General features: G+C 43.5%; 10 protein-coding genes. 4 read left to right on the forward strand and 6 right to left on the reverse strand.

Features of this window, described 5'->3' with window-relative positions; translation table 11 throughout:
• Positions 1-97: 97 nt before the first annotated feature.
• Entirely contained in the window at positions 98-958 is an 861-nt protein-coding gene (locus tag NQU59_RS06000) for an AraC family transcriptional regulator (RefSeq protein ID WP_257065319.1), read from the reverse strand.
• A 184-nt stretch (positions 959-1142) separates the two neighbouring features.
• Here NQU59_RS06000 and NQU59_RS06005 point away from each other — a divergent pair, with 184 nt between their 5' ends.
• Together NQU59_RS06005 and NQU59_RS06010 are read left to right on the forward strand one after the other, a co-directional pair.
• A complete protein-coding gene (locus NQU59_RS06005; protein WP_257065320.1) occupies positions 1143-2048 on the forward strand; it encodes a DMT family transporter in 906 nt (301 codons plus the stop codon).
• A gap of 67 nt (positions 2049-2115) precedes the next feature.
• Positions 2116-2793: a DUF6348 family protein gene (locus NQU59_RS06010; protein ID WP_257065321.1), complete on the forward strand. Its 678-nt coding sequence runs from the start codon at positions 2116-2118 to the stop codon at positions 2791-2793.
• Between the two features lie 35 nt (positions 2794-2828).
• On the opposite strand, the gene pta is transcribed toward NQU59_RS06010, so the two are convergent.
• From pta to NQU59_RS06025, 3 genes are all read right to left on the reverse strand, one after another.
• Entirely contained in the window at positions 2829-4964 is a 2136-nt protein-coding gene (gene pta / locus NQU59_RS06015; protein ID WP_257065322.1) for a phosphate acetyltransferase, read from the reverse strand.
• Between the two features lie 29 nt (positions 4965-4993).
• Positions 4994-6169 (reverse strand): acetate/propionate family kinase, encoded by a 1176-nt coding sequence (locus NQU59_RS06020; protein ID WP_096911282.1) that lies wholly within the window; start codon positions 6167-6169, stop codon positions 4994-4996.
• Positions 6170-6464: 295 nt separating this feature from the next.
• Entirely contained in the window at positions 6465-7730 is a 1266-nt protein-coding gene (locus NQU59_RS06025) for a glutamate-5-semialdehyde dehydrogenase (RefSeq protein ID WP_005238677.1), read from the reverse strand.
• Between the two features lie 354 nt (positions 7731-8084).
• Between NQU59_RS06025 and NQU59_RS06030 the strand changes: the two genes are divergently transcribed.
• On the forward strand, positions 8085-9398 hold the full coding sequence (locus tag NQU59_RS06030) for an alpha/beta fold hydrolase (RefSeq protein ID WP_005238678.1): 1314 nt from the start codon (positions 8085-8087) through the stop codon (positions 9396-9398).
• 49 nt (positions 9399-9447) lie between these two features.
• Here the strand turns inward: NQU59_RS06030 and NQU59_RS06035 are convergent, their stop codons facing one another.
• Positions 9448-10290 (reverse strand): class I SAM-dependent methyltransferase, encoded by an 843-nt coding sequence (locus NQU59_RS06035; protein ID WP_257065323.1) that lies wholly within the window; start codon positions 10288-10290, stop codon positions 9448-9450.
• A 281-nt stretch (positions 10291-10571) separates the two neighbouring features.
• Positions 10572-11594, reverse strand: coding sequence for a beta-N-acetylhexosaminidase (gene nagZ, locus NQU59_RS06040; protein ID WP_005238681.1), 1023 nt, complete (start codon positions 11592-11594; stop codon positions 10572-10574).
• 248 nt (positions 11595-11842) lie between these two features.
• Here nagZ and NQU59_RS06045 point away from each other — a divergent pair, with 248 nt between their 5' ends.
• Positions 11843-14026, forward strand: a complete 2184-nt coding sequence (locus tag NQU59_RS06045) for a carboxy terminal-processing peptidase (protein WP_043972208.1) — start codon at positions 11843-11845, stop codon at positions 14024-14026.
• Positions 14027-14032 lie beyond the last annotated feature (6 nt).

Here is a 14032-nt window from a genome sequence, read left to right on the forward strand (position 1 = left end):
AAAAGCAATGAATGTGGGAGTTTTAGCTTAGATTTGGCGAAAGGTCTAAAGCGAATTTGAGCTTAAGAAATATTCGAAAAACAACACGGTCTGGATTTTAGTTTTTCCTGATGTGTGAAGGTGAATAGCCAAACTGCTTTTTAAAGCGATGGCTGAAATGACTGCTGGAGCTAAAGCCAAATTGTACGGCAATCTCAGTCAAATTGGCTGTACTCAGTTCAAGTGCTTGATGGGCTCGCTTAAGACGGCGCTGCATCACGTATTGGTGTGGTGGCATCTGCATCGATTGTTTAAACATATGCGCAAAATGATATTCGCTGAGTTGCGCTTGTTGCGCCAGATCAGACAAGGTCAAACTCAAATGGAGATGTTGATCAATCCATTCCAAGAGCTGTTTCAGTACATATGGGGACAATCCACCTTTAACATCAGGTGCTTGCCATTGTGCATGACTATAATTCTTGATCAGATGATTGAGTAATAGCGTGGTCGCCGTACTCATCTGTAAATGATTTTCACGATGTTGCCAAGCACCATTCAGTAAGAAGTGCCGGTAGATCATGGAAATGTGCGGGTCAGCCACAAAAATTTGCGGATTTAATATGATCTGGCTGGGCTCGCGATCCCAGACTTGTTCTGCGACGCGGTGTAGATGTTGTTCGGTATAGTAAAGATGCACAAAGGTCAGTGGATCACGCAAATCCCAAGTGGATTCAAAATCTTGTGGCATCAGGCACATACGATCTGGCCCACCACCATTGTGCCAGCCTTGAGCCGTCTTTTGGTAGCTTTCATAGCCTCCTTGAATATACATGCTCAAGGTATGATGATTACTACAGACGCTGACACGGTCTTGGTTATTTTGCCACATGGCGAGCTGCATACCCGAACCCAGTTCTACCGAGTCGAGCAATTGTGCTTTATATTGCTGTAATTGATCTAGAATCTGATATTTCATCTTCTATATGCAGTGCCGAATATTCTCCAGTTTAGTGTAGAACTTTCAGCCAGCTTTGTCATCTGCTCAACAAATTCATCTAAAAAACGCAAGGTGATGACAATCACCGCAAGATTATGCAAGCAGAGAGAGGGCTCAAACTCGCAAAATAGCCGCTATAGAGATTGAGTTTGGTTTTAAGAATATGAATGCGCTGTTATATGCGTTGGTTGTGGTGATCTGGGGAACCACATGGATTGCAATTACCCTGCAACAGCAAAGTGGAATTTCGGCCAGTGTGGCGGTGTTTTGGCGCTTTTTTATTTCTGCCATGGTGTTGTTTGCTTTTATTGTATTGAGTCGGAAGTTACAAAAACTGACAGGCAAAGATCATCTGTTTTGTATGTTGCAGGCTTGCTGTATTTTTGGCTTTAACTTCGTCTGTTTTTATTATGCGGTGCAATATATCAGTAGTGGCTTGGAAGCGGTGATTTTCTCCATGGCGGTGATTTTCAATACCATCAACGCCAGATTATTCTTTGCCCAGCAGGTGTCGACGCGTTTTTATCCTGCTGCTTTACTTGGTGTACTTGGGATTATTGCCTTGTTCTGGCATGACGTGGTGGGAACGACTTTAAATAGTCATACTCTGCTCGGTATCGGGCTGTGTATTCTAGGCACTTATGGTTTCTCTTTGGGCAATATGATCAGTACTCGCCATCAAAAGCATGGGTTGGATATTTTTACCACCAATGCTTATGCCATGTTGTATGGCTCATTGCTGATGGCGTTGATTTCATGGTTTAGACAGGATGAGTTTTTGCCGAGTATGCCATTCAGTGCAATCAGTGCTTTATTGTATCTGGCCATTTTTGGTTCTGTGATCGGTTTTACTGCGTATTTCTATTTGGTCGGACGGATAGGTGCAGGCAAAGCGGCTTATAGTACCTTATTATTCCCTTTGGTGGCTTTAGTGATTTCGACAGTCTGGGAAGGCTATCACTGGCAAATGAATGCGGTGATCGGTGTGATTTTGATTTTATGTGGCAATGCGATTTTCTTTGTAAAAGGGCCGCAGTTGAAAGCGAATACCGTTTCAAAACAAGCCTGAGTATGAAATTTGATTTAGTTGGTATATGAAGCTGATATATTGAATAAAAAAATATGGAATATGCTTTATGAATAATCAATCAGTCACACAAATAATGATTGATTTGTTGGAAGAACATGGTGTTTCGGTTCAAACGTTTGATGACTGGATTGTACCTTATGGGCAACTCCCAGCGATGCGGGCCAATTGGTTAGAGCATGAAACACATGGTCGTCTAGATGTTGAGGTGATGTTAGAGGATAAGCGAATCATCACTGAGAGTTTTGTGGGCATAGGGAGGGGAAATGAGGGGGTGCTGAATGCGCTGCAGAATTTTTCTGTTAATTCATTACATGTTTTTCTTGCTGCTTTCTGGAAGCAGCATGACCACACTGAAGTCACTATAGAGCAATGGCAAATAGCGGGAAAAAAATATACAGCTTATATCGGTAATATTGGACAGCGTAGCGATCTTAATAATTCACCAGCGCCACCTAGCGAATTCTTTTCTTCAATTGAACAGGCCATTCTAAAACACAAACCAGCTCATGATTTTGCGTGGTATAGAGTATTCTTTTGTGATTTTAAGGGTGAGCAAACGTTTGAAGCACTAGCTGAAAACCAAGACTGGGCAGATGGCTTAGAAGCTTTAAAACAGTTAAGTTGGGAACCAAGCTCTGGGTATTATAGTGTTCGTAATTTTATTATATTAAAACGCAAGAAAGATCGTGGTTGGGAACGGATTAGAAATTACTTTAAAAACTGATGTAGCAAAACCTGCTACATCAGTTTTTTTTATTCTTACATTGACTGAGCTGCCTGAATCGCAGTTAAAGCAATGGTAAACACAATATCATCAACCAATGCGCCACGAGACAAGTCATTCACAGGCTTGTTTAAACCTTGTAGCATCGGACCGACACTGACCACATTGGCAGCACGCTGCACCGCTTTATAGGTGGTGTTACCTGTATTTAAATCCGGGAAGATAAATACATTGGCACGCCCAGCCACTTGAGAATCAGGGGCTTTTTGGCGACCAACACTTTCAACTGAAGCTGCATCGTATTGTAATGGGCCATCAATCAGTAAATCAGGGCGGCGTTGCTGTGCAATTTTAGTCGCTTCAGCAACCTTCTCAACATCGGCGCCAGCACCTGAGGTTCCAGTCGAATAACTGATCATGGCGATACGCGGATCTAGACCAAAGGCTTTAGCTGAATCCGCAGACTGAATCGCAATCTCGGCAAGCTGTTCAGCATTTGGATCAGGATTGATCGCACAGTCACCATAAACATAGACTTCATCAGGCAGTAGCATAAAGAAGATTGATGACACCAGTGAGTAATTCGGTGCCGTTTTAATTAACTGAAAGGCAGGGCGTACGGTATTGGCGGTGGTATGAATGGCACCTGAAACCAGACCATCGACCTGATCCAGAGCCAACATCATGGTGCCCAGCACCACGGTATCTTGCAGTTGCGCTTTGGCTTGTAGTGCATCCAGTTTACCTTTACGTAACTCGACCATGGGTTCGATATATTGATCACGAATGGTATCTGGATCAATGATCTGTAAATCATCTGGTAACTGAATACCCCGTGCTTTTGCCACCTCAGCGACTGATTCCGGTTTTGCCAATAAAATACATTGTGCAATGCCACGAGTTTGACAAATCACAGCCGCTTGTACCGTGCGCGGCTCATCCCCTTCAGGCAGGACGATACGTTTTTTAGCTGAAATGGATTTTTGTACCAATTCATAGCGGAATGCTGAAGGCGAGAGACGTGGATGTAGATTATTTTGGGTATGTTGATCAAGCCAGTTATTGTCAATATGGCTGGAAACAAAACGCGTCACTTGCTCAGCGCGCTCAGTATCATCAATTGGAATTTCATTCCCAAAGCGCTGTAACAGCTGTGCGGTTTCCAAGGTGTCGAAAGGGGTATGTAAGATCGGCAAACCTTGCTTAATCGCACTTTGGCAAAATTCCAGTACATTATTTGGGGGCGCTGTTTGCTCGGTTAAAACCAAACCAGCCAATGGCGTACCATTGCTACTGGCAAGACTGGCTGCCAGAATCGCATCCGTTCTTTGTGAGGCACTAATAATCAGTTCACCGGCAACGAATTTATGCAGTTCGGATTCAATATTTGATGCAATCAAACTGGTGTGCAAAATACGACGTTGTTTGGCTTCACCTTGATGTAACCACGTGCCATTGATGATCGAAGCAATGTCCAGACTACGCGGCACGCTCAGAATATTACTAAATGGAACCAGGCCGATAATTGGCAGTTCATCGGTTCCCATATAGCGGTTATAGCGTTGTAGTTCTAGCGCAAAGGTTTCAATATGCTGGTCTAAACGTAGACTTGGATCAAGTGTCACTGGAATTTCAGCTGTTCCCTCAGGTAGACCTTTTGTCCGCATGAATAATACGCCTGTGGTGCGGGCTGAAGCGGCACCGCCGAATTGACGTAAATGTGCATCGACTTTTTCTGCTGTTTTACGTGGGTCTGCTAAATCTGCAGTGCTGACCAAGACCACTTGTGCATCCAGTGCTTGTGCAAGTGCGGCATTGATTTCACTGACAAAATGATCTTGCCCATTGGGTACCAGACCTTCAACGATAATGACATCATGATCGGCAGCGATTTGACGATGTAGGGCCACGGCCTCTTCAAGCAACTCATCGGTTTCACCTAGGGCAATCAGTTGTGTGAGTCGTTCATAGCTGATCGGTTCAACAGAAGGATGTTGAAATAAATGACGATACAGTGTGGTGGTGCGGTCTACTTTGGTATCTGCAATCTGAGAACATGGTTTTAAGAAACCCGCATTAATCCCTTTACAATCCAGCGCGTAGATCATACCTAAACAAGCTGAGGTTAAACCAACGCCTTCACCTGTGGGGATGAGTAAAATTGTATTCATAATGACCTTAAATATATCTAATCGGTTGATTAAGCAATTTTTTCAACTACTTGGCGGGTTTCTTTGGCAATACGGCCTTCTTCGTCGGTTGGAATCACCCAGATTTGTGGACCTGTACCATCGTCGATACGACCTTCACTACCGCGAGCCAAAGCATTATTTTTTTCTTTGCTAAATTGCAAACCAAAGTGCACTAAATAAGCCAAAGTCTTTTCACGGACATAAGCCGAGTTTTCACCAATACCACCTGTAAAGACTAAACCATCTAAACGTGGTAGACCGCAACTTAAAGCCGATAAAGATTTGGCCAAACGATAACAGAATACTTCAATGGCAAGGGTTGCACCTTCATGACCCTTTCCAGAAGCTTCAACCAAGGTGCGCATATCATTGGATAGACCTGACAAGCCCAGTAAACCACTTTCTTTATTGAGCATGCTGTCAATTTTCTGGATATCCCAACCGAGATTGCTGGCAATGAATAAATGCAAACTCGGATCGACGTCACCGCTACGCGTGCCCATCACCACACCTTCAAGCGGGGTCATCCCCATCGAGGTATCGACACTATGACCATTCCAGACAGCACAGGTCGAACTACCATTACCTAAATGGGCACTGAGCCAGCCACCTTCATTTTTATGGCCTGCCAGTTCGCTGGCGCGTTCAGTCACATAAGCATGGCTGGTGCCGTGGAAACCATAGCGACGCACTTGATAATCGGTATATAAGTATTGTGGCAGCGCATAACGATAGGCACGTTCAGGCATGGTTTGGTGGAATGCGGTATCGAATACAGCCACTTGTGGTAACTGGGGGAACAAGCGCAAGGTGGCTTCAATCCCAATCAAATGTGCTGGGTTATGCAAAGGCGCAAGTGGTGTTGCGGCCTCAATACGCTCAACCAGTTCGGGGGTCAGGAGTTCTGCTTTGGTGATGTCACCGCCGTGAACCACACGGTGACCAATGGCTTGTGGATTGTAATTGGCTAAGCGTGCCAATAGGGTCTCAAGGGCTTTGGCATGATCTGCATAGGGAATTGACAGTTCCAGTGGTTCGCCACCAATGGTTACCCCTTTAATACGGGCATCTGCGGCGCCCAGATTTTCTGCTAAACCATAAATACGGTCTTCACGGCGTTCCGAAATGAGCGCGTATTTGATGGATGATGAACCACAGTTAATTACTAATACCGATATAGCCACGTTTGAACACCTAACAGATTTTAAATTTTATGATGAACACTTTGATCTTGCTGCAATGCATCAGGCAATGGGATCAAGCGCAATGTTTTAACATGGGATGTCATCTTGGCGAAGATAGACTTTAGCCTATACAACCCGTCTATAAATCAATCTATTCAGTATAGTTTGGAAATCATCTGTTCTTTTGATTGATCTGTTGGTTTTATCATTATTTTTGTATGCAAATATATAAAAAAACGAGAAAGATCAAGTAAATGAACTTCCTCGTGTTTCTGTGAGCAAATGCCCGATTCTGCTATTGGCGGATTTGCCCGTCACCAAAAACGATCCATTTTTGTGAGGTTAAGCCCTCTAGACCGACTGGCCCACGTGCATGGATTTTATCGGTTGAAATCCCGATTTCAGCACCTAAACCATATTCAAAACCATCGGCAAAGCGGGTTGAGGCATTGATCATGACTGAGCTGGAATCCACACGTGCCAAGAACTCACGAGCTAGACTAAAGTTTTCAGTAATAATCGCATCGGTATGGTGTGAACCATACTTATTGATATGCTCAATTGCTTCATCCATCCCAGTCACCACTTTGACTGCAAGAATTGGACCGAGATATTCGGTATACCAATCTTCTTCTGTCGCTGTTTTTACAGAGATGCCTAAAATACGTTGGGTTTCGGCACAGCCACGTAGCTCAACTTGTTTTTCTGCATAGAGTTCAGCAATACGTGGTAAGAACTCTTCGGCAATCGCTTCATCGACCAATAAGGTCTCCATGGCATTACACACGCCATAGCGATGCGTTTTGGCATTGAGTGCGATGGGTAAGGCTTTTTGCAGGTCTGCTTGTGCTTCAACAAATACATGGCAGTTACCATCTAAGTGTTTAATCACAGGAATACGTGCTTCATTGCTGATACGTTCAATCAGGCTTTTACCGCCACGTGGCACAATCACGTCCACAAATTCGGTCATGGTAATCAGATGACCGACTGCAGCACGATCTGGTGTATCAATCACTTGAACCGCATGTTCAGGCAGACCTGAAATTTGCAGACCGTGTTGAATCGCCGTTGCAATCGCTTTATTCGACTCGAGTGCTTCTGAACCACCACGTAAAATAATAGCGTTACCTGATTTTAACGCCAATGAAGCAGCTTCAAGTGTCACATTCGGCCTAGATTCATAAATCATGCCGATCACACCCAAAGGCACACGCATTTTTCCGAGTTGGATACCTGATGGGCGATAAGCCAAATCGGTAATTTCACCAATTGGATCAATCAAGGCAATTACATCTTTTAAGCCTTGTAACATGCCCTTAAAGCGAGCAGGGGTCAGTTCTAAACGGTCAAGTAGGGCACTGTCGAGTTGACGTTGACGACCACTGTCCATGTCAATTTGATTGGCTGCCAAAATTTGGGTTTGATTATTTTCCAAAGCCGTATAGATTGCAGATAGGGCATGATTTTTTAAATGCGTCGATGCACTCGTTAAAATACGAGAGGCCTGACGTGCCTGAGCGCCGACTTGTTGCATATAATTTTGTATAGAGTCTTGCATAGCAGTTTGGTATTTGCATGTATTTATAAAGATAGTAACAGTCAACGGCTGAACAATGAATAGGCTGAACTGACAATTCAAAAAATTATCAAGCGTTAATTGGCACAAATTTTTTTATTTTAGTGCGATGAAGATATTGAATCTAAAGTCGAGATTACATATTTTGCAAAAGATTATGGAGCGAAACAAGATAAGTGGTTAAGGAAATGATTGCGTATAAAACGTGCATATGTATAGAATGAAAAAGTATAGGATAAATGTAATACAAATTTTATAAATTTGTTAACTTGCAAGTAGAAGTCATAGAAAATGAGATGCTTGCAACACAAAAATAAACAAGGATGGAGGAAGGGCATGAATTCCATTATCCAAATGGACTCGGATATCAATCATACCTACACAGGCTTTGGTTTTTTCGACATTTACAATAAAAACAGTTTTAAACAACCAGCGCGTACCACGTGGATTGATGGTTGGAAAATTGAATATATGGCAATTGCAGATCCGAAAACGATCTACAACACGCCGATTGTAATTGTCGGGGGCGCATTTCAAAATTTTAACTCTTATAAGTATTGTGTTGAGCAACTTTTCGAGAGTGGGCCCGTTATTTTAATTGATTTACCTTCGATGGGTGCGAATCAGCAAATTCGTAATGTTGATACAGGTGAATCTGCAGGTATTTTAGAACTGCCAGATTTATCTAAAATGCTAGGTCAATGGCTGGATATTGTTGGGATTGACAAAGTTTCAATGATGGGCATGTCATTGGGTTCCGTGGTGGCTTCGTCTTTTGCAGACCAACGGCCTGAGTTGATTGACCGTATGGTTTTGATGGGAGTGATGCAGAAAACCCGTAAAAGCTGGCGGATGTTGCTCGAAGAATCACTGCACTTAATGCGCGAAGACCGGATGGAAGAATTTGGTCAGGCCGTGATTCTTTATCTGGTCAATCATGCCAAACTTGATAAAACACGGATGTCACCTACTGCAAAACGTTTGTTCTTTAAACAGATGGCTGAGTTCAGTGCAACTGAACGCGAACGTTATGAAATCAACTGCAATCGCTTGTTGCGCTTAAGTGATGTACCTGTACCACAGTGTAAAACCTTGGTGGCAGCAGGGCAGTATGACAGTTTTACTTTACCGCATGAGAATGCAGATTTTGCATTGCAGTGTCAGGATATGCAGTTTGCATTGATTGCCAATGCTGATCATGTGCCACAATTGCAGCGCCGTAAAGAAACCATGAATTTGTTTACCACCTTTTTAAAAGGTGAATCCATAGACAATCTGGATGGCATTATCTCAATGACACGGGAACAAATGCAGCAGATCGAGCGGCGTGGTGAAGAACGTATTACGGTCTTACAGCCCGAAAGCAAATTATCGCATCGCCATCTTGCGACAGAAGCTGATGTGAAGATCGTTGATATCACTTTCTTTGGCGTGTATTTAAAGCTTCACAATATTGAGCAACTTGATTTTATCAATCAACATCCACGTGATTTAGCCTTACATTTAGCTGATGAAGAGGGTGAGTTTAAAATTGAATGTTTAATCTTTGATGCAACTGAGCAAGGACTGCGCATCTTATTTAAACACGGCAGTTTTGATATCGCAGAGCGTTTGACTCGTTTTATTCAACGCCAACAGCCAACTGAATAACGAGTATTTCAAGATTAAAAAGTGGCAATTTGCCACTTTTTTTGTGCGCTTATTTATTGGTGGCTTGAATCATCCAGACTAGGTCGCCTAAGTGTTGCTGCGTACTTTCTAAAGTGACTTGTTGAAAAAATTGCTTGGGTTGTAGCACCTCAACGTGATTAAAGCCAGCTTTATGAAAAAACTGTTCAACTTCGGCAGGGGTTTGAAAATGAAAGCTAAACGCACTGCGCGACATCCATTTTAATAAACGGCTACTGTTCCAGATAATGGTGGCGAGTTTGTTTTGGGTCGGTTCTGGATAGATGTCTGTTAAATAATGCAGCGTTTTAAAGCCTTGGCCGTAATTGGCAATGGCTTGAATCAGTTGCTGTAACATTGGTTTTTCAAAGTAATTGATCAGTCCCTCGCTGATAATCACCAAAGGCCGTTGAGGATCGAACACCTCAAATGCGGCAGCAAAAGCATCGGTAAATAAGTCGACAGACAGTACAGCATCGGTATTGCTTTCAATTTGTTGCAGTGCCGCTTGTTTGGTGGCAGCCATGTCTGGCAAATCCAGTTCACGGTAAGTGATCGTTGCATAATGTTGTCTAAACCACCAACCACGTGGTGATAAGCCACATGCAATTTCTAGCACTTGCAGGTCTGGATGTTGCTCAATCAGTGCTTTTAACTGGTTGTCGAGCATGCTGTGACGTTGTTTCAGTGTAGTGCGCATGCTGCCACCGACATATTTTTCTGCCCAGCTCTCAATTGGATGAACGAGAGCCGCTAAAGTTTTTCCTTTTGCTGTTGCCAGTGCTGGATGTGAAATCCCCATTTGATACCAGATATAGCCGGTGTAGTGTGCGGTAAATGAAATGTGGCGGTGTTTTGAAAGTTGTTGTGTCATCTGTCCTAGACTCTTTTTCCCTAATTCTTATTTTTAACGATATCTATAACGGTGTCTTGCTAAGTCCTCATCTGATATCAGGATAAGCTTTCAGCTGGAGTTACTTTGGTTTCGCCCAAAGTAACCAAAGGCATTGTCATCCGCAAAACCTGTTCATTCCTTGCATGTGATTAATTACAGCATATAGACAGACTATATCTATCTTTTGGAAATCACGCAGGTTGCGGATGACATTACCGGGTATCGTATATCGGCAAAAATATTTTTTAATATGAAGTAAGTTAGAACGAATTCTTAAACTCTTCAATGACTTTTCTGACGTTGTGCCAGTTTTCATCATCTAAAGTCAACGTCGTGCCGACTTGGATATTTGGAATTTTACCGCGCATACGTTCTAAGCGTTGTTGATTTGGCAAAGCCAAGGTTTGGATGCCATCCAAAGCGGTACATGCTGCGGCACGGTCATTACAGACCAGCCCCATATCACAACCTGCTTTTAAAGCGGCTTGGATACGTGCATCGGCACCACCTGCGACACAGGCAGCCTGCATGCTCAAGTCATCTGAGAATAATACGCCGTCAAATTTAAGCTGTTGACGTAAGATTTGCTGTAACCAGAAAGGGGAGAAACCTGCAGGATTTGGATCAACTTGATCGTAGATCACATGGGCTGGCATCAAGGCATCCAGTTGCGGCATCAGCTTGATAAAGCTTTGCATGTCTTTGTCGTAAATTTCTTGGTATGAGCGGTTATCAATTGCAGCGGCAACATGTGAGTCAGCCTTGACTGAACCATGTCCTGGGAAATGCTTTCCTGTCGTTGCCATGCCTGCTTTTTTCATACCACGCATAAAGGCATCTGCCAGAGGCACGATGTCTTGCATGTTTTTGGCGAAACCGCGATCACCAATTACATCGCTGACATCATTCAGGTCAAGAACTGGAGCAAAACTAAAATCAATCCCTACGGCCAGTACCTCAGTCGCCATTAACCAGCCGCATTGCTCAGCCAGTTCAATCGCTTGTTGTGGCTTGCTGAGGTAGCGCTCACCCAATCGGCCCATGGCTGGAAGTAAGGTAAAGCCTTGTCTTAAGCGTTGGACGCGGCCCCCTTCCTGATCAACGGCGATCAGAATCTCTGGACGGATTTGGCGCATATGGTCGGTTAAAGCACGAACTTGTTGAGGGGATTCAATATTTCGTGCAAATAAAATCATGCCGCCGACTTGCGGAGCTTGTAAGAGTTCAATATCTTCTTGGGTAAGTTCTGTGCCAGCAATATCCAGCATCAATGCGCCGATCATAAGGATTCCGTTTGAATTTTGATAAAAAATTGATGAAAAAAACGATAGCTAAATTGTGCAATGATTTGCTACATTTTGTCAGTACAGAATATGATAAAACTAGATGATATTGATGATAAGTGCTTGTTGGTGATTTATTTATAGTGACTTATGAGTTTTACATGTTGTGATGGAGGTGAATGAAAGGTGTTCATATTGATCAGATCAGCATGTAATAATTGCCATATCCAAGGAAGTACCAAAATTTTATGAAACTTCAAATGATAGCGTGTGCAGTTGCAATTGCGACTGGTGGTTTATTTTTCTCTCATACCATAAATGAGGCATTTGCAGCGACTGAGACACCTCTTGTTTCAACAGTCATCAAGCCATCTCAGGAACAGGCCTTGGTTGCGCGTCAGTTAGCTACATTGGTTGATCGTCAGCATTATTTAAATATGCGTCTGGATGCAACCACGTCAAACCGTATTTTGAATATGTATCTGGATAGTCTTGATCCAGATCATTCATTATTTTTAAGTGGTGAAGTGGAAGACTATCAAAAGAAATATGGCGCTACGTTTGGCAGTTCATTAAAAGCGGGTAACCTGACGGGACCGTTTGCGATTCATGCACAATATCGTGATCGTTTGAAACAATTCTATGAGTTTATGTTGGCTGAATTGAAGAAGCCGCAAAACCTCAATCAAAAAGATGTCTACCTTGATACGGATCGTGAAAAGGCAGCATATTTCAAAACCACGGCTGAACAACAGGCTCACTGGCAAAAAATGCTGGTTTCACAGCTCATTAATTTAACCATTAGCAAAGAAGAAGAGCAGGCTAAACAAAAAGCATTAAAAGCAGATCCATCGCTTGCCAATGGTCAGGATTTAACTGGACCCGAAGATTTAACCCCAGTTCAGACCTTGACGAAACGTTATACCCGTCAGTTAGAGCGTATTGGACGTGTGAAAAGCGATGATGTGTTGGAAAAAACCTTGAATGCCATGTTGGCCACCTATGATCCACACAGTAATTACTATCCGCCGATTGATGCGATGGAGTTAAACCGCCAAACCACTTTGCAGTTAGAAGGGATTGGCGTTTCGATTCGTCCTGAACGTGGCAATGAAGACTACACCAAAATTGAAACCATTGTTGAAGGTGGCCCGGCAAGTAAATCGGGGCAGGTGAAATCAGGTGATCGCATCATTGGGGTGGCTCAAGACGGCGAGAAAATGGTTGATGTGATTGGCTGGCCAAGTTCGGAAATCGTGGGGCTGATTCGAGGTAAACGGGGGACCAAAGTCGTGGTACGGTTACTAGGTGCTGGTGCATCAATGAGCCAGGCACGTAATGTGACCTTAACCCGTGACATTATCCAAGAAGAAGATGCTGGAGTCCGTTCCCGTACCATTGAAATTACTCGTGATGGTAAAAAACATCTGTTTGGTGTACTGGAAATCCCATCCTTCTATTTTGACTATCGTTCACGTCGTGCTGGGACCGAATATCGCTCCGTATCGGAAGATACAGCCAAAGCATTAGAGTCGCTGAAAGCACAAAAAGTAGAAGGGATCTTGGTCGACTTGCGTAATGACCCAGGTGGCTCACTGGAAGAGGTGGCACGTATGCTTGGTCAGGTGATCAAGTCTGGTCCTGTGGTGCAGATCCGTGATGGTAATGGTAATGTCAATGTCTTTGAAGATACCGATGGCGGTGAACAGCTTTATGCTGGTCCAATGGCGGTACTGGTCAACTTGGCTTCTGCTTCTGCAAGTGAGATTTACTCTGCCGCGATTCAGGATTATGAGCGCGGTATTATCATTGGCAGTACTACCACAGGTAAGGGGACCGCGCAGGTTCAGCTAGATTCACTGGCTTATGGTCAGGCAACGTTAACACAACGTAAGTTCTACCGTATTACGGGTGGCAGTACACAAAATAAAGGTGTGATTCCAGACATCAAATTGGTCGATATTTACAATGAGGAGTTTGGTGAGCGCAAAGCGAAAAATGCCCTGAAGTGGGATACCATTCCAACAGCACCATTTAAGCGCGAAGGCTCTGTACAACCTTATATTGCTAAATTGACGGAGTTTTCTCAACAACGTGTTGCAGCAGATTCTCAGTTTAAATATCTAGAAGCACGAACCGCAATTGCCAAGAAAACTTCGGATCAAAAGAAAGTATCGCTGGATATTGGTCAGCGTCGTGCTGAGTTAATTGATCTTGAAAAGCAAACCTTGAACGCGGAGAACCAACGCCGTAGTGCAACAGGCTTAGCACCTTATGCAAACTGGGAGAGTTATCAAGCTTCTATCGACGCTCTGGTTGAGTCGCGTGCCAAAATGAAAGCACACTTGCGTCCACCATTGCCGGAAGAAGAAACCTTCATCACTGAAGCTGCAAACGTCCTTTTAGATTATTCTAAGTTGCAGTCTCGTTAAGCCTTA

This window comes from Acinetobacter colistiniresistens, assembly GCF_024582815.1.
Lineage (GTDB): Bacteria > Pseudomonadota > Gammaproteobacteria > Pseudomonadales > Moraxellaceae > Acinetobacter.